The 15,700-nt window shown below is 71.9% G+C and carries 17 protein-coding genes and 1 tRNA gene; 11 read left to right on the top strand and 7 right to left on the bottom strand.

The features are described 5' to 3' along the window. Positions 1-93 precede the first annotated feature (93 nt). The 5 genes from K1T35_RS43530 (at position 94) to rplA (ending at position 2,746) form a co-directional block, all read left to right on the top strand. Positions 94-169, top strand: a tRNA-Trp gene (locus K1T35_RS43530). A 70-nt stretch (positions 170-239) separates the two neighbouring features. After that, the gene (gene secE, locus K1T35_RS43525; protein ID WP_255621321.1) at positions 240-578 is read left to right on the top strand and encodes a preprotein translocase subunit SecE; all 339 of its coding nucleotides are present in this window, start codon (positions 240-242) and stop codon (positions 576-578) included. Positions 579-601: 23 nt separating this feature from the next. Next, positions 602-1,459, top strand: coding sequence for a transcription termination/antitermination protein NusG (gene nusG, locus K1T35_RS43520; RefSeq protein ID WP_220257486.1), 858 nt, complete (start codon positions 602-604; stop codon positions 1,457-1,459). A gap of 57 nt (positions 1,460-1,516) precedes the next feature. Continuing rightward, the gene (gene rplK / locus K1T35_RS43515; RefSeq protein ID WP_220257485.1) at positions 1,517-1,951 is read left to right on the top strand and encodes a 50S ribosomal protein L11; all 435 of its coding nucleotides are present in this window, start codon (positions 1,517-1,519) and stop codon (positions 1,949-1,951) included. 72 nt (positions 1,952-2,023) lie between these two features. Then, positions 2,024-2,746 carry a 50S ribosomal protein L1 gene (rplA, locus tag K1T35_RS43510; RefSeq protein WP_220257484.1) on the top strand — a complete coding sequence of 241 codons (723 nt, stop codon included), beginning with the start codon at positions 2,024-2,026 and terminating at the stop codon, positions 2,744-2,746. A 200-nt stretch (positions 2,747-2,946) separates the two neighbouring features. Here rplA and K1T35_RS43505 read toward each other — a convergent pair whose 3' ends face one another. The 4 genes from K1T35_RS43505 to K1T35_RS43490 all read right to left on the bottom strand — a co-directional run bounded on the left by K1T35_RS43505 (position 2,947) and on the right by K1T35_RS43490 (position 6,826). Next, positions 2,947-4,056, bottom strand: coding sequence for a CaiB/BaiF CoA-transferase family protein (locus tag K1T35_RS43505; RefSeq protein ID WP_220257483.1), 1,110 nt, complete (start codon positions 4,054-4,056; stop codon positions 2,947-2,949). Next, positions 4,056-5,534, bottom strand: a complete 1,479-nt coding sequence (locus tag K1T35_RS43500) for a PLP-dependent aminotransferase family protein (protein ID WP_255621319.1) — start codon at positions 5,532-5,534, stop codon at positions 4,056-4,058. Before K1T35_RS43500 ends, K1T35_RS43505 begins: the two co-directional genes overlap by 1 nt. 80 nt (positions 5,535-5,614) lie before the next feature. Further along, complete coding sequence (locus K1T35_RS43495) at positions 5,615-6,073, bottom strand: sterol carrier protein (protein WP_255621318.1); 459 nt, start codon at positions 6,071-6,073, stop codon at positions 5,615-5,617. Between the two features lie 84 nt (positions 6,074-6,157). Next, entirely contained in the window at positions 6,158-6,826 is a 669-nt protein-coding gene (locus K1T35_RS43490; RefSeq protein ID WP_220257482.1) for a response regulator transcription factor, read from the bottom strand. Between the two features lie 93 nt (positions 6,827-6,919). Here K1T35_RS43490 and K1T35_RS43485 point away from each other — a divergent pair, with 93 nt between their 5' ends. From K1T35_RS43485 to K1T35_RS43475, 3 genes are all read left to right on the top strand, one after another. Then, positions 6,920-8,194, top strand: coding sequence for a sensor histidine kinase KdpD (locus K1T35_RS43485; protein ID WP_220257481.1), 1,275 nt, complete (start codon positions 6,920-6,922; stop codon positions 8,192-8,194). Positions 8,195-8,274: 80 nt separating this feature from the next. Continuing rightward, positions 8,275-9,381 carry an NDMA-dependent alcohol dehydrogenase gene (locus K1T35_RS43480; protein WP_220257480.1) on the top strand — a complete coding sequence of 369 codons (1,107 nt, stop codon included), beginning with the start codon at positions 8,275-8,277 and terminating at the stop codon, positions 9,379-9,381. A gap of 10 nt (positions 9,382-9,391) precedes the next feature. Next, complete coding sequence (locus tag K1T35_RS43475; RefSeq protein WP_220257479.1) at positions 9,392-10,348, top strand: R2-like ligand-binding oxidase; 957 nt, start codon at positions 9,392-9,394, stop codon at positions 10,346-10,348. A gap of 41 nt (positions 10,349-10,389) precedes the next feature. Here the strand turns inward: K1T35_RS43475 and K1T35_RS43470 are convergent, their stop codons facing one another. Next, on the bottom strand, positions 10,390-11,715 hold the full coding sequence (locus K1T35_RS43470) for an FAD-binding oxidoreductase (protein WP_220257478.1): 1,326 nt from the start codon (positions 11,713-11,715) through the stop codon (positions 10,390-10,392). A gap of 70 nt (positions 11,716-11,785) precedes the next feature. Between K1T35_RS43470 and K1T35_RS43465 the strand changes: the two genes are divergently transcribed. Beyond that, a complete protein-coding gene (locus K1T35_RS43465) occupies positions 11,786-12,622 on the top strand; it encodes a LysR family transcriptional regulator (RefSeq protein WP_220257477.1) in 837 nt (278 codons plus the stop codon). A 78-nt stretch (positions 12,623-12,700) separates the two neighbouring features. On the opposite strand, the gene K1T35_RS43460 is transcribed toward K1T35_RS43465, so the two are convergent. Both K1T35_RS43460 and K1T35_RS43455 read right to left on the bottom strand, forming a co-directional pair. Next, positions 12,701-13,213 carry an SRPBCC family protein gene (locus tag K1T35_RS43460; protein ID WP_255621317.1) on the bottom strand — a complete coding sequence of 171 codons (513 nt, stop codon included), beginning with the start codon at positions 13,211-13,213 and terminating at the stop codon, positions 12,701-12,703. Further along, positions 13,197-13,520 carry a helix-turn-helix transcriptional regulator gene (locus tag K1T35_RS43455; protein ID WP_220257476.1) on the bottom strand — a complete coding sequence of 108 codons (324 nt, stop codon included), beginning with the start codon at positions 13,518-13,520 and terminating at the stop codon, positions 13,197-13,199. Before K1T35_RS43455 ends, K1T35_RS43460 begins: the two co-directional genes overlap by 17 nt. A gap of 273 nt (positions 13,521-13,793) precedes the next feature. On the opposite strand from K1T35_RS43455, the gene K1T35_RS43450 reads away from it, so the two are divergent. Continuing rightward, positions 13,794-14,915: an ABC transporter ATP-binding protein gene (locus K1T35_RS43450; protein ID WP_220257475.1), complete on the top strand. Its 1,122-nt coding sequence runs from the start codon at positions 13,794-13,796 to the stop codon at positions 14,913-14,915. Between the two features lie 5 nt (positions 14,916-14,920). Next, positions 14,921-15,700, top strand: coding sequence for an ABC transporter permease (locus K1T35_RS43445; protein WP_220257474.1), 780 nt, complete (start codon positions 14,921-14,923; stop codon positions 15,698-15,700).

The following is a 15,700-nucleotide window of genomic DNA, read 5'->3' as shown; positions in this document are numbered from 1 at the left end:
GTGACTGGCGCCTGTCCGGTGTGCCCTACACTGGACGATGCTGGGTGCGGCGCCTCGCGTTGCACCCCTCCGCTGATTGGGCGGAGCTGGTCTAGGGGTGTAGCTCAATTGGCAGAGCAGCGGTCTCCAAAACCGCAGGTTGCAGGTTCAAGTCCTGTCACCCCTGCCACTGCAGGATGTGCTGGATCGGAGTAAGGGACGAGCGGCGGCTGGGCCGTGGTGAGCTGGAGGATACGGGCGTGACTGAGGAACGCGAGGCGCGTGGCGACGGGCGGGAGCGCCCGAGCGGCGCCGCCGACCGTCGGGGTCGGCGCTCGGGTCCCGCGCCCACCGGAGACACCCGGGGCGGGCGGGCTGCGGTTCGCGAGGCCCGCCCGGCGAGGGTGTCGCTGTTCGGCAGGCTCTCCCGGTTCCTGCGCGAGGTGGTTGCCGAGCTGCGGAAGGTCATCTGGCCGACCCGCAACCAGTTGGTCACCTACACGATCGTCGTGCTGATCTTCGTGTCGTTCATGGTCGCGCTGGTCTGGCTGCTGGACCTGGTGTTCGCGCAGGGCGTGCAGTACGTGTTCGGCACGTGACCACGGCCGCCAGCACGCACGACATGGATGAAGGAAGCGAGAGGCACGTGACCGAGCGCGAGGCTGACCAGCTCGATGGCGCGGCGGAGGCCGCTGACGCCGTCGAGGAGCCGGCCGAGGCCGCCGACGCCGAGCTCACCGACGCGGACGACGCCACTGACGCCACCGACGCAGACGACAGCGAGGCCGACGACACCGAAGTCGAGGCCGTCGAAGTCGAGGCTGCTGAAACCGATGCCGACGCGGTCGAGGAAGAGGTCGACCCGATCGAGGAGATGCGCGCCGCGCTGCGGCGCGCGCCGGGCGACTGGTATGTCGTGCACTCCTACGCGGGTTACGAGAACAAGGTGAAGACCAACCTCGAGACCCGCATCCAGACCCTGGACGTCGAGGACTACATCTTCCAGGTCGAGGTGCCGACCGAAGAGGTCACCGAGATCAAGAACGGGCAGCGCAAGCAGGTGCAGCGCAAGGTGCTGCCCGGTTACATCCTCGTCCGGATGGAGCTCAACGACCAGTCGTGGGGCGCGGTCCGCAACACCCCCGGCGTCACCGGCTTCGTGGGTGCCACGTCGCGCCCGTCGCCGCTGTCGCACGACGACGTCATCAAGTTCCTGCTCCCGAAGGTCGAGCCCAAGCAGCCCGCGGCCGCGGGTGCCGGGGGCAAGGCCGACGCCGCGTCCGGTGCAGCAGGCAAGTCGGCCGTCGAGGTCGACTTCGAGGTGGGCGAGTCGGTCACCGTCATGGACGGCCCGTTCGCCACGCTCCCGGCCACCATCAGCGAGGTCAACATCGACGCCCAGAAGCTCAAGGTCCTCGTGTCCATCTTCGGCCGCGAGACCCCCGTCGAGCTGGCGTTCAGCCAGGTCTCGAAGATCTGACCCCCGCCGCGGCAGGCAGGTCCGCGGCGCGCAGGAAAACCACGACAGGGAAACGACATGCCTCCCAAGAAGCGGAAGCTCTCCGCGATCATCAAGCTCCAGATCAAGGCAGGCGCCGCGACGCCCGCCCCGCCGGTCGGCCCCGCGCTCGGCCAGCACGGCGTCAACATCATGGAGTTCTGCAAGGCGTACAACGCCGCCACCGAGTCGCAGCGCGGCGACGTGGTGCCCGTCGAGATCTCGGTGTACGAGGACCGCTCGTTCACCTTCGAGCTCAAGACGCCGCCCGCCGCCAGGCTGCTGCTCAAGGCCGCCGGTGTGGACAAGGGCAGCGGCGAGCCGCACAAGACCAAGGTCGCCTCTGTGACCATGGAGCAGGTGCGGCAGATCGCGCAGGCCAAGATGCGCGACCTCAACGCCAACGACATCGACCAGGCCGCCAAGATCATCGCTGGCACCGCGCGGTCGATGGGCATCACCGTCAACGGCTGATCCAGCCGCAGCACGTGTGGGAGAGCTGGCTCGGCTCGCACCACGACTTGACCAGAACAAGAGGACAGAGCAATGGCACAGCGCAGCAAGATCTACCGCCAGGCCGCCGAGAAGATCGACAGTGGCCGGCTCTACAGCCCGCTCGAGGCCGCCGCACTGGCGAAGGACACCTCGAGCAGCAAGATGGACGCCACCGTCGAGGTCGCGATGCGGCTCGGCGTCGACCCCCGCAAGGCCGACCAGATGGTCCGCGGCACCGTGAACCTGCCTCACGGCACCGGCAAGACGGCGCGCGTCATCGTGTTCGCCACCGGTGACAAGGCCGCGGAGGCCGAGGCCGCAGGCGCCGACGTGGTGGGCGCCGAGGACCTCATCGAGCGCATCCAGGGCGGCTGGCTCGACTTCGACGCGGCGATCGCCACGCCGGACCAGATGGCCAAGGTCGGCCGGATCGCCCGCATCCTCGGCCCGCGTGGCCTGATGCCGAACCCGAAGACCGGCACCGTCACCCCGGATGTCACCAAGGCCGTCCAGGACATCAAGGGCGGTAAGATCAACTTCCGGGTGGACAAGCAGGCGAACCTGCACATCGTCATCGGCAAGGCCTCGTTCGACACCGAGAAGCTGGTGGAGAACTACGGCGCCGCCCTCGACGAGATCCTGCGGGCCAAGCCCTCGGCCGCGAAGGGCCGGTACGTGAAGAAGGTCACGATTTCCACGACCACGGGCCCCGGCATCCCGGTCGACCCGAACCGCACCCGCAACCTGCTGGTGGACGACACCGCGTCCGCCTGACGCACGCAGTCCCCGAAGTCCCCGAAGCCCCTGGCGCCTCCCGCGCCGGGGGCTTCGTCGCATCCAGGCCCCGACTCGCGCGCACGTAGACCCCGACTCGCGTGCACGGAGACCGCGACTCGCGGACGGGGCGCCTTCGGCCCCCGCGAGTCGCTCTCTGGATGTACGCGAGTCGCGCTTTGGGTGCGCGCGAGTCGGGGTCAGCGGGACCAGTCGGCCAGTACCTGCTCGACGGATTCCGGGGCGCTCGGGGCGTCGGGCACGGTGGGCGGGGTGCGGGAGAACCTCGGGGCGGGGGCGGCCTGGGGGACGCCGTCGCGTTCGACGATCGTGCCGCGGGCGGCCAGGTGCGGGTGTGCCGGCACCTCCGCGAACGACAGCACCGGGGTGACGCACGCGTCGGTGCCCGCGAACACCTCCGCCCACTCGTCACGGCTGCGGGAGGCGAAGACCTCGGCGAAGCGGGCCCGCAGCGTCGGCCAGCCATCCCGGTCGTGCTGGCCGGGCAGCTCCTCGCCGTCGAGGCCGAGCCCGGCCAGCAACGCGGCGTAGAACTGCTCCTCGAGGGCCCCGACGGCAACGTGCCCGCCGTCAGCGCAGGTGTAGGTGTCGTAGAACGGCGCGTGGCCGTCGAGCAGGTTCGACTCGCGCGCGTCGCTCCACCGCCCCTGCCCGCGCAGACCCCACATCATCTGGACGAGCAGCGACGAGCCGTCGACCATCGCCGCGTCGACGACCTGTCCCTTGCCGGATCGCTGCGCTTCCCACAGTGCCGCCAGCACGCCGACGACCAGCAGCATCGAGCCACCGCCGAAGTCGCCGACGAGGTTCAGCGGTGGAACCGGGCGCTCCCCGGCCCGGCCGATGGCGTGCAGGGCGCCGGAGAGCGAGATGTAGTTGATGTCGTGACCCGCGCGTGCGGCGAGCGGCCCGTCCTGCCCCCACCCGGTCATCCGGGCGTAGACGAGGCGTGGGTTGCGCGCGTGGCAGTCGGCGGGGCCGACGCCGAGCCGCTCGGTGACGCCCGGCCGGTAGCCCTCCAGCAGCACGTCGGCGCGCTCGACGAGGCGCAGCACCGTCTCCCGGCCCGCTGGGTCCTTCAGGTCGGCGGCCACCCGGCGCCTTCCGCGCAGCGTCGGATCGGGAGCGCTCGGGTCGCCGAGCTGCAACCCGCCGGACGGCCGGTCGACGCGCACGACCTCGGCGCCGAGATCCGCGAGCATCATCGCGGCGTGCGGCCCCGGCCCGATGCCGGCGAGCTCCACGACCTTCAACCCGGACAACGGCCCCACGCCTGCCTCCTCGTCCATCACGCCACCGCGACCGGTTCGCTCTCCACCGCGGGCCCCGGGCGATCGAGGTCGGCCCACGCCGCGGCGAGCCGATCGATCGCCTCGTCCATCCTGTCCTGCCGCAATGTGTACGGCAGCCGCAGGTACCGCTCGAACGCCCCGTCCAGTCCGAACCGTGGGCCTGCCGCGAGCAGGACGTCGTGGCGCCGTGCGGCGCTGGTCAGCCGGCTCGATTCCGGTCTGCCGAGATCGACCCACAGGCTGAGCCCGCCGCCGGGACGCGACGGGCGCCAACCGGGGAAGGTGCGGGCGAGCCGTGCGAGCAGGTGGTCGCGGGCGGCGGCCAGCTCGCGTTGCCTGCTCGCGACGACGGTGCCGTGCTCGGCCATCAGGCGGGCGACGACGAGCTGTTCGAGCACCGGCCCACCCAGGTCGACGCCGGCACGAGCGGCGGCGAGCCTGCGCACCATCGCGGCGGACGTGCGGATCCAGCCGATCCGCAACCCGCCCCAGTACGTCTTGCTCGCCGACCCGATGCTCAGCACGTGCGGCGAGTCGGCGGCGCCGTGCGCGGCGACGGGAACCACGGTCTGGCCGTCCAGCGTGAGGTCGATGAGCGTCTCGTCGACGAGGAGGGTGGTGCCCGTCCGTCGGGCCAGATCCACGAGCCGGGCGCGGTCGGCGGCGTCCAGCAGCGCCCCGGTGGGGTTCTGGAAGTCGGGGATGACGTAGGCGCACCGCGGTGCGGCGTCGCGGACCGCCGACGTGAGCAGGTCGAGGTCCCAGCGGCTTCCGTCCCCGTCGGGCGCCATCGGGACCGGGACGGGGCGAGCGCCGCGGGTGGTCACCGCACCGAGTGTGTTCGGATAGGTCGGGTGCTCGACGAGCACGCGGTCGCCCGGTCCGGCCAGCACCATGAGGGCGAGGTGGATCGCCTGCACGCCGCCCGCGGTGATCAGCACCTGGTCGGGCGTGGTGGGGAGGCCGCGGGCGGTGTACCGGTCGGCGATCGCGGAGCGCAGTGCCGGCTGACCGCCGAGGTCGTAGCCGTGACCGGCGAGGAGGGCGTCGAGATCCTGGACGGCGGCGGCCGCCGCGGCTCGCATCGAGGCGCACGGTGCGGGGAGAGCGGCGTGGGCGAGGTCGTACAGCGCGCTGTTGCCGAGCGGGGAGAATGGCGCCGGGCCCGCGTCGTCTGGCGGGCCTGCGGGGAGCTGGGTCCAGCTGCCGGCCCCGCGCCTGCTGCGCAGCACGCCCGCGCCGCGCAGGGTCTCGTACGACGTGGCCACCGTGGTGCGGCTGACCGCGACGGCCGCCGCGAGCTCGCGCTCCGCGGGCAGCCGGGTCTGGAGCGGCAGCCTCCCGTCGAGGACGAGCAGGCGGATCCGGTCGGCCAGCGCGCCGGCAAGGCCCTTCCCATCGGGTGGCCGCCAGTCGCCGAGCAACCGCGCGAAGCTGCGCGCACCGATCCGGCGTTCGATGTCGGCACGGTCCACGCGGTCCACCTCCGACGATTGGCATTGCACGAGCAGGCCAATCCTAGGGGGCGGGAGTCCACTCCCTCACCCGATGGGGCTCAGGCGCTCAGCAGGTCCGCTCGACCGGCGGCCTCCAGCTGCTCCCGGTACGGACCGAACATGCCCTTCGCCATCGGCAGGACGGTGAGCAGCTTCGCGACCGGACCCTTGGCCCGGACCTGACCCTTCGCGAGCGCGACCGGGAGGATCACCTTGCCGAGCCAGAACCTGTTGCCGGTGTCGGCGGTCATGAACAGCTCGACGTTCGGCTCGGGTCCGGCGCCCGCACCCTCGTACATCTGGGTGTTCGGCATGTCCACGGCGAGTACGGCGTCCGGTTCGGTGTAGGTGATCCGCAGGACGATCCCGGTGGGGCGCAGCTTCTCCACCAGCACCGGGTCCTGCATCCCGCGCCGGAAGATCCCGCCGAGGTACTCGTAGACCTCCGCCTCGTCGCGAAACGCCGCCACCGTCGCCTCCTGCCCGTCGCCGATGCGGAGGAGTCTCGCCGAGCTCAAGGGGAGAATGCGACCCCACGATCGGGCCATGTGCGGCCCGCACGGGCCAACGCCCGTTGCGACGAACGGCGCGTTCGTCGGAAGTCAGCGAGCGCGGGGCGGGGCGTCGTCCAGCAGGCCGATGCGGCCCGCGAGCGCCGCCGCCTCTATCCGGTTGGCCGCGCCCACCTTGTGCAGCAGGCTCGCGATCATCCGCTTGGCCGTGCGCTCGCTCACGAGCATCATCCTGGCGATCTCACTGGTCTCCGGGCCACGCGCGAGCAACGCCCACAGCTGCAGCTCCCGCTCCTCGAGCCGCTCCACGACCTCCTCACCCGCCCGGTCGCCCGCGGCGAGCAGCGCGTCGAGCAGGTCGGCCGGCACGACCCGGACCCCCGCCGCGATGGTCAGCAGCGGCGCCACGAGGACCTCGGGATCGGCCGACTTGGCCAGGAACCCGGCGGCCCCGGCCCGCAGGGCCGCAGTCGCGAGGCCGAGGTCCTCGGTGCCGGAGAGAGCGAGGATCCGGGTGCGGGGGTACGCGGCGTTGATCCGCCGGATCGTCTCCACGCCGCCCAGCGGGGGAAGCGCGAGGTCGACGATCGCGATGTCGGCGGCCTCGCGCCCGACGAGTGCGACGGCCTGCTCGCCCGCCGTGGTGGAGCCCGCCACCACGAAATTGTCGCCCGCGCGCGACTCGAGCAGCAGCGCAAGGCCCTGCGAGAACAGAGCGTGGTCGTCCACGATGACCACGGCGTACCGGCCCTCCCGCACGGGGCGACGCTAGTCCCCCCGACCTCCGCGAGTCTTGCGTCCGCACCCGCGAGTCCCGCGTTCGGCAGGGCGGCGGATGCGAAGGTTGGCGCCGTGCACGGTTCCGATGTCGCGCTGCGGTCCCTCGAGGAGCGCACCGCCGTCGTCATCCGGGTGCTTGTCGTCTGCTCAGTCGGGCTGGCGCTCGTCGTGGAGCCGGGACTCGCGCGCGGCCGGGCGCCGCTGCTCGGGACGCTCGTGCTGGCCACGCTCGGCTACGCGCTGGTGCTCGCCGGGTCCGAGTGGCGGGGGCGGCGGCTGGTCCCGCCGCGGCTCGCCACCTCGATCGACGCGGTGCTCGCACTGCTGGCCTGCGGCCTCACCGGCGGCGCCGACAGCGTGATGGTCGCGGTCCTGCCCCTCGTCGTGATCGCGGTGGCGGTGCGGGGCGGCGTGGTGGTGGGTCGGCTCGGGGCACTGGGGCTCGGCGCGGGGTTCACGGTCGCCGCCCTCGCGGGCTCCGACCCGCACGTGCCGGTGACCGACCGGTGGCTGACCGGAGCATGGTGGACCGGCTACCTCGTCGCGGCCGCCGTGCTGGTCGGGGTGCTGCTGCGGATGCTGGAGCGCCAGTACGAGGCCGCCGCGGAGTCGCGGGCACACGCGCGCGCCGAGCACGAGGCGTTCCTGGAGGAACGCGACCTGAGGTCCCGGTTGCTCGCCGCCCAGCAGGCCCGGCTGGACGGCGTGCGCGTCGTGCTGCACGAGTTCCGCACGCCGGTCGCGTCGCTGACGGCGCTGTCGGCCGACCTCGCAGCCGGCCGGCTCTCCGGGCCTGCCCGGGAGACGGCCACCCGATTGCTCGCCGAGCACGCCCTGCACCTGCGCGACATGCTCGACGGCCTCGCCGACGTCGCCGTTCAGGAGGGGAGCCCGCTCGGGCGAGTGCGGGAGCGGACCGTGCGGCTCGCCGAGCTGGCCGGCGCCGTCCTCGACGCGGCGGGCGTCGCCCCGGATCGGCGCGTGGCGCACGTCGAGCCGCCGGATGCCGCCGTGCGCTGCGACCCGCAACGGCTGCGCCGCGTGCTCACCAACCTCGTCGAGAACGCCGCTCGGCACAGCGACGCCCCGGTCGAGCTCGACCTGCGGCACGCCGACGGCCGGCTCCTCGTGCAGGTTCGCGACCGCGGGCCCGGGCTGCCGCCGGGCCAGGAAGGTGTCGTCACGGCCAAGGGGGTCGCCATGGGCGAGCGCCGGGGCACGGCCGGGCTGGGCCTGTGGATCGTGGAGGCGCTGGTGGCGGCGATGGACGGCGAACTGCGCCTCGTCCCCCGTGATGGTGGCGGGCTGGTCGCCCACCTCGAGCTCCCGGTTCCCAGCGCAGGTTGAACTCCTGGGTGGCACCCACGGGCCAGGCGAGGAACCCGCGGCCCCCTGTGCGCGAAAGTGATCGCCGTCATGCTGACGCCATGAAGACCACGGCAGCGGTGCTATGGGAACTCGGCGGCAAGTGGGAGATCGACGAGGTCGAGCTCGACGGGCCGCGCGCGGGCGAGGTGCTCGTGGAGCTCGCCGCGAGCGGCCTGTGCCACTCCGACGAGCACCTTGTCACCGGCGACCTGCCGGTCGCGTACCCGATGGTCGGCGGCCACGAGGGCGCAGGCCGGATCCTGGAGGTCGGCCCGGGGGTCACCGATGTGGAGGTCGGCGACCCGGTGGTCATGACCTTCCTGCCCAGCTGCGGGCGCTGCAGCTACTGCGTGCGCGGCTACACGGCCCTCTGCGACGACGGCGCGGGCGCGACGCTCGGCCCGCAGCTCGACGGCACATACCGGTTCCACGCCCGCGGGGAGGACGTCGGCCAGATGTGCCTGCTCGGCACCTTCGCGCGGCACACGGTCGTGCCGGTCAAGTCGGTCGTGAAGATCGACGACGGGTTCCCGCTGCACCTCGCGGCGCTCGTCGGCTGCGGCGTCACCACCGGCTTCGGCTCGGCCGTCCGCACCGCCGAGCTGCGGGCGGGCGACACCGCCGTCGTGATCGGCGTCGGCGGCATCGGCGCCAACGCGGTGCAGGGCGCGCGGATCGCGGGCTGCCGCTACGTGGTGGCGGTCGACCCGGTGGAGTTCAAACGGGAGAAGGCCCTCGAACTGGGCGCAACGCACGTCGCCGCGAGCATGGACGAGGCGTGGAACACCGTCTCGTCGATCACCCGCGGCCAGCTCGCCGACGCCGCGATCCTCACGACCGGCGTCGCGGAGGGAGCTCAGCTGCAGCCGGCGCTGCAACTGGTCGGCAAGCGCGGCCGGGTCGTCGTCACGGCACTGGGGCACCCCGGCGAGGACACCGTGTCGATGTCGCTGCTGGATCTCACGCTGTACGAGAAGCAGGTGCGCGGCGCCCTGTTCGGCAGCTCGAACGGCCAGCACGACGTGCCGCGCCTGCTGGAGATGCACAACCTGGGCCAGCTCAAGCTCGCCGAGCTGATCACGCGCGAGTACCCGCTCGAGGAGATCAACACCGGCTACCAGGACATGCGCGACGGCCGCAACATCCGCGGCCTGATCCGTTTCTAGGAGGACGACGATGTCCCAGCGCACCGACTTCACCAGCCTGCGGAAGGGCGGGATCAACTTCGACTCGTTCCCGATGCGGCTGTTCACCAAGGGCAACGGCCGCCAGTGGAACCCGGCGGAGATCGACCTGAGCCGTGACGCGGCCGACATCGCGGCCATGACCGACGACGAGCGCTGGTGGACCTTCTCGCTCGCCGCGCAGTTCATGGCGGGCGAGGAGTCGGTCACCGTGGACCTGCAGCCGTTCGTCGGGGCCATGGCAGAGGAGGGCCGGCTCGCCGACGAGATGTACCTGACCCAGTTCGTCTACGAGGAGGCCAAGCACACCGAGGCCTTCCGCCGTTGGTTCGACGCCGTCGGCGTCACGGAGGACCTGAACTCCTACATCGCCGACAACGAGCCCTACCAGCAGATCTTCACCAAGGAGCTGCCGGAGAGCCTGCAGACGCTGGCGCACGACCCGTCGCCGCGCAACCAGATCCGCGCCTCGGTGACCTACAACCACATCGTCGAGGGCACGCTCGCCCTGACCGGCTACTTCTCCTGGCAGAAGATCTGCACGAGCCGCGGGATCCTGCCCGGGATGCAGCAGATCATCAAGCACATCGGCGACGACGAGCGCCGGCACATGGCGTGGGGCACCTTCACCTGCCGCCGCCACGTCGCCGCCGACGACGCGCTGTGGGACGCCGTCGACGAGCGGATGCAGGAGCTGCTCGTACCGGCCATGGGCGTGGTGACCGCGACCTTCGAGCGGTGGGACGGGCCGCCACCGTTCGACGTCGACATGAACGAGATGGCGGAGTACGCGATGGACAAGGTCGGCCGCCGCCTCGGCGCGATCGAGACGGCCCGCGGCGCGGACCTGCGCACCATCGACCTGGACGCGAGCCCGGAAGCCCTCGAGGAGCGCTTCCACGTCGAGGACTCCGCGCAGCTCGTGGCCGCCGTCCCGGTGGTCGAGTAGGGCCGGCCCTTGCGGGCCTGCGCTACTCGACCTACGGGTGTTCACGCCCGCCCGTGGTGGGTGCGGAACACGTCGCCCGGGTCGACGGCGCGCTTGACCGCCGCGAGCCGCTCGACGTCCGCCGGCAGGTAGCCGGTGGCGAGCTGCGCCGCGGTCACGTCCGGACCGGACAGGAAGTTCACGCACACCCCGCCGGTGCCCCACGGCGCCAGCGCCGTCAACAGCCGGTCGAGCGCCGCGCGCACGGCAGGCGCCCGGTCGGGCTCCGCCACGCCGCCCGCGTACAGCACGAACTCGCCGTCCCGGCGGGCGAGCGCGCTCGGCACCGCCCCCTGCCGGGCGAGCGCGCCGCCCATGAGCCGTAGTTCGACCAGGTAGGGCGCGTCTGCGGTGGGTCCGGCGTGGCGCAGCAGTTCCGCCACCCCGGCGGCGTCGAGGGACGCGAGCATCGTGTTGCGGCCGTGGAACGGCACGGGCGTCGTCGGCTCGGCGTGGATCGAGCCGACCGCCGAGTACGGCATCTCCGCAACGCTGTCGGTCACCGGACCGAGGTCGCGGAACGGCCGCACCAGCCGTTCCCCCTCCTCGGCGCTGCCGGTGAACGCGAACCGGACGTGCACGACGTACCGGCCGCGCAGTGCGTCGGGCAGCGCGGGCAGGTCCGGCATCCGGATCAGCAGGACCGATGAGCCCATCGCCTCGGGTGCTGTCCGCGTCCATTCCGCCCATGTGGTGAGCACGCGCTTCGCGCTGTCGGCGGCGAAGTGCATGCCGCCCCCGTACAGCCGCGAGACCGGGTGCAGGTCGATCTCGAGCGCGACCACGACGCCGAGCGTGCCCTTGCCGCCCCCGCGCAGCGCCCAGAAGAGCTCGGTCTCCTCGGTGGCCGTCACCCGGCGCAGCACCCCGTCGGCCGTGACGACCTCGAGCACGCGGACGTGGTCGACGGCCCAGCCGAGGCTGCGCCCGAGCATCCCGATGCCGCCGCCGAGGTGGTAGGAGACCACCCCGACCTCCGGTGAGGAACCGTTCAGCGGAGCCAGGCCGTGCTCGGCGGCCGCGCGGACCAGCGCGCCGCCGCGGACGCCCGCCTCGACCCGTGCTGTGCGGGCGACCGGGTCGATCGTGATGCCGTCCATCCGGGACGTGTTGATCAGGACGGCGCCGTAGGCGCTGCGCGACGGGCCGTGGCCGGTCGCCTGAACGGCGACGCAGAGGCCGCGGGCGGTGGCGTAGCGGACCGCCGCGACGACGTCGTCGACGGAGGCGGCGGGAACGACGACCTCCGGCTTGTGGTCGACGGAGAGGTTGTAGCCCGTGCGTTCGGTGTCGTAGCCGGGATCACCGCTGGTGAGGAAGTTCGTCATGCCTCGACTATCAGCGCGCTGACCTGCGGGAACAACGACGGATCCAGCATGGACTGATAACCTCAGCATTATGGAACGCCGGGAGATCGAGATCTTCCTGACGCTTGCGGACGAGCTGCACTTCGGGCGCACGGCGGAGCGGTTGCTGGTCTCCCAGGCCCGGGTCAGCCAGACGATCGCGAAGCTCGAGCGGCGGTTCGGCGTCGCCTTGTTCGAACGGACCAGCCGCCGGGTCGCCCTCACCCCCGTCGGCGCCGCGCTCTACGCCGACGTCCGGGCAGGGCACGATCGCATCGAGAAGGGCATCGCCGCGACGATCGCAGCGGGTCGCGGGGTCACCGGCACGCTCGCCGTCGGGCTGGAGGCGCCCGCGGTGGCGGAACTCGCCGCGGATGCGTTCGCCCGCTTCCGGTCGCGGCACCCCGGCGTCGAGGTCGTGTTCCGCGAGACGGGCTTCACCGATCCGCTCGACCTGCTGCGCGACGGCGAGGTCGACGTCGCCGTCACGAATGCGCCGGTCGACGAGGAGGGGTTCGAGCAGGGACCCGAGGTATACCGCGAGCCGGTCGTGCTCGCGGTGGCGCGCGGGCACCGGCTGGCGGGCCTCGAGGCGGTGACGCTGGCCGACCTGGACGGCGAGACCGTTCTCCGGGCCGGCCGCCGCGCCGCGCCGTACCGGCGGGAGCCTGATCACACCGCCGCCACCCTCCTGGAGCTCATGGCACGGATCGCTGCAGGTGATGGCGTCTGCCCGTTGGCCGCGCACGCCGCGGACTACTTCGCCCGCCCGAGCCTGGTCATGGTGCCGTTCGCGGCGGGCTCGCCCCCGGTGAGCTGGGTGCTCTGCTGGAGGCGCGGGCAGCGCACAGCCCGCGTCGCGGCGCTCGTGGCGGCCGTCCGGGCCTGAGCGCCAGCAACCCCCTCGGGGCGTGTGGTCTCGATACGGGCCGGCGCTGGGGCGCCGGCCCTACTCGACCACCGGACGCTAGGCCCAGCTCGGGTAGGCGGGGGCGGCTGCCGCGTACCGCTCGCTCCAGTTCGGGATCGGGGCGTGGCCGAGGTGCGCTTCGAGGCGGTCGAGGAACGCGTGGGTGCCGGGGATGAACCCCTTGGCGTTGCGTACGGACAGGCCGCTGTGGGTGAACGTGAGCAACGTGCCATCGCCGTCCTCGGTGAGCTCGTAGCGGACGACGCTGTCCTCGACGATCCGCTGGTGCCACTCGTGCTCCAGCACGTGCGGCGGGTCCCAGACCAGGATGCGGCCGGTCATGCGCTTCGCCTCGACCTCGGCCGGTGGCTCGCTCGCCACCATCTCGATCGTGCCGCCGGTGCGGCCGTCGATGACGGTCTCGCCGAACCACGCGGCGCGCTCGGCGGGGTCGGTGAGCGCGTCCCACACAGCGGCGACGGGGTGGGGCAGGTGGCGGCGGAAGGTGATCGTGGCGTGGTCGCCGTCGATCTCGAGCTCTCCGTAGCGGTCGTCAGTCATCTCGGTCATTTCTGCTCCGTTCCGCGAGGTGTTGTTCGAGGGCGTCGATGTGGGCGCGCCAGTACCTGCGGTACCTGCTGAGCCAGCTGTCGATCTCGATCAGCCGGTCGGCCCGCAGCGAGTAGATCCGGCGTTGCCCGTCCGGCCGGACCTCGACGAGGCCGACCTCCCGCAGGATCCGCAGGTGGCGGGACACCGCGGGCTGGGTGAGCGCGGGCAGGCTCGCGACGAGCTCGCCCGCCGCCCGCTCGCGCTCGACGAGCAGGTCCAGCAGTACCCGCCGATGGGGCTCGGCCACGGCCTCGAACACGTCCACGCCAGAAGCATCACACATAACGTATATACGCGTCAACAGATATTTCGGGTCGGTGAAGATCGTGGCCGGTCGGGTGGAGTTTCGAGGACGGAGAGCTACCGCGTACTGCGCCTGGTCGCCCTGTTACGGTCCGATCGGAGCAACTTCTCGCTCGGTTCCTGACTCGCGAGTAACCCGCCTCGGCGGGTGTCGTTGAGGCGTTATGGGCAGCCGCCGCCCGGAGCTCAACGCCAGCGTCGGCAAGGCCCCACCGGGAAGGTTCAGGAGGCGTCGGTGGCGGGTGTCGAGGTGAAGGTCGAGGGGCTGTCCAAGTCCTTCGGGCGCGCCAACATCTGGTCCGATGTCTCGCTCACGCTGCCGCCCGGTGAGGTGTCGGTACTGCTCGGCCCGTCCGGCACGGGCAAGTCGGTGTTCCTGAAGACGCTGATCGGTCTGCTGAAGCCCGAGCAGGGCTCGATCTTCATCCACGACACCGACCTCGTGCGCTGCTCCGAGTCGCGCCTGTACGAGCTGCGCAAGCTCTTCGGCGTGCTGTTCCAGGACGGCGCGCTCTTCGGCTCGATGAACCTCTACGACAACATCGCGTTCCCGCTGCGCGAGCACACCAAGAAGTCCGAGTCGGAGATCCGGGACATCGTCGAGGAGAAGATGGCGATGGTCGGCCTCACCGGTGACGAGGACAAGCTGCCGGGGGAGATCTCCGGCGGCATGCGCAAGCGGGCCGGGCTGGCGCGTGCGCTGGTGCTCGACCCCGAGATCATCCTGTTCGACGAGCCGGACTCCGGTCTCGACCCGGTGCGCACCGCCTACCTCAACCAGCTGATCATCGACCTGAACGCGCAGACCGACGCGACGTTCCTGATCGTCACGCACGACATCAACACGGCGCAGACGGTGCCGGACAACATCGGGATGCTCTACCGCAAGCACCTGGCGATGTTCGGGCCGCGCGAGGTGCTGCTGACCGCGGAGGAACCGGTCGTCGCGCAGTTCCTCAACGGGCGCCGCGAGGGTCCGATCGGCATGTCGGAGGAGAAGGACACCGCGCAGGCGGCCCGCGAGATGGCGGAGGCGGGCGAGCTGGAGGGACTGCCCCCGCTCAAGCCGCAGCTGCAGCCGAGCACCGGGGTGGGGGAGCGGCGGGCCGTCGGCCGCAGGCGCGAGCGGGTGCTGCAGATGCTGCACACCCTCCCGCCCGCCGCGCAGCAGGCGATCCGGGACAGTTACGCCGAGGAGCCGCTGTCTTACGATCCGCCCACGGGGCCGATCCGACCGCAGCCGCTGCCGCGGAAGCGATCGGCGGGGTCGCTCGCCCGTGACGAGCCCACCGAGGTGATCGGCGGCTACGACGCCGGCTACGACGACCCCGCGTCCCGCGACTCCGACCGGTCCTGAGGCCGATGACCGCTCCTGCCCCGATCACTCGCGCGCTCACGCCGGTCGGCCGGCTCTTCGGCCTCGGCGTCGCCGTGGTGCGCAACGCGTTCCGGCCGCCGTTCCAGCTGTCCGAGTACATCGAGCAGACGTGGTTCGTCACCAAGGTGTCCGCGCTGCCGACGGCGTTGTTCACGATCCCGTTCGGCGCCACGATCGCGCTGCTGCTGGCCGAGCTCACCCGGCAGTTCGGCGCGCAGAGTCAAACGGGCGCAGGCGCGGTGCTCGCGATCGTGCAGCAGGCCGCCCCGATCGTCACCGCGCTGCTGATCGCCGGAGCCGGCGGGAGTGCGGTCTGCGCCGACCTGGGTGCGCGCACCATCCGCGAGGAGATCGCCGCCATGGAGGTGCTGGGCATCTCGCCGATCCACCGCCTCGTGGTGCCACGCGTGCTCGCGATGGCCACCACGGCGGTGGTGCTCAACGGGCTGGCGAGCGTGGTCGGCGTGGCGGGTGGCTACTACTTCAACGTCATCGTGCAGGGCGGCACGCCGGGTGCGTACATCGCGAGCTTCTCCGCGGTGGCCCAGGTCTCCGACATCGTCGTGAGCGAGATCAAGGCGTTCCTGTTCGGTTTCACGGCAGGCGTCGTGGCGGCCTACCGAGGGCTCAACCCGCCGCCGGGGCCCAAGGGCGTCGGTGACGCGGTGAACCAGTCGGTCGTCATCTCGTTCGTGCTGGTGTTCCTGATCAACCTCGTGCTGACGGGCCTGTACCTCGAGCTCGTCCCCCCGAAGGGGTCGTGA

The sequence above is a fragment of the Pseudonocardia sp. DSM 110487 genome (assembly GCF_019468565.1).
Classification (GTDB): domain Bacteria; phylum Actinomycetota; class Actinomycetes; order Mycobacteriales; family Pseudonocardiaceae; genus Pseudonocardia.
This window is presented reverse-complemented; position numbering and strand designations above follow the sequence as displayed.

Coding starts and splice junctions, on each gene's coding strand:
- K1T35_RS43470 (WP_220257478.1), bottom strand. CDS start 11,715: ATGACGAACTTCCTCACCAGCGGTGATCCCGGCTACGACACCGAACGC.
- rplA (WP_220257484.1), top strand. CDS start 2,024: ATGGCACAGCGCAGCAAGATCTACCGCCAGGCCGCCGAGAAGATCGAC.
- K1T35_RS43460 (WP_255621317.1), bottom strand. CDS start 13,213: ATGACCGAGATGACTGACGACCGCTACGGAGAGCTCGAGATCGACGGC.
- K1T35_RS43465 (WP_220257477.1), top strand. CDS start 11,786: ATGGAACGCCGGGAGATCGAGATCTTCCTGACGCTTGCGGACGAGCTG.
- K1T35_RS43480 (WP_220257480.1), top strand. CDS start 8,275: ATGAAGACCACGGCAGCGGTGCTATGGGAACTCGGCGGCAAGTGGGAG.
- rplK (WP_220257485.1), top strand. CDS start 1,517: ATGCCTCCCAAGAAGCGGAAGCTCTCCGCGATCATCAAGCTCCAGATC.
- nusG (WP_220257486.1), top strand. CDS start 602: ATGGATGAAGGAAGCGAGAGGCACGTGACCGAGCGCGAGGCTGACCAG.
- K1T35_RS43505 (WP_220257483.1), bottom strand. CDS start 4,056: ATGGACGAGGAGGCAGGCGTGGGGCCGTTGTCCGGGTTGAAGGTCGTG.
- K1T35_RS43475 (WP_220257479.1), top strand. CDS start 9,392: ATGTCCCAGCGCACCGACTTCACCAGCCTGCGGAAGGGCGGGATCAAC.
- K1T35_RS43445 (WP_220257474.1), top strand. CDS start 14,921: ATGACCGCTCCTGCCCCGATCACTCGCGCGCTCACGCCGGTCGGCCGG.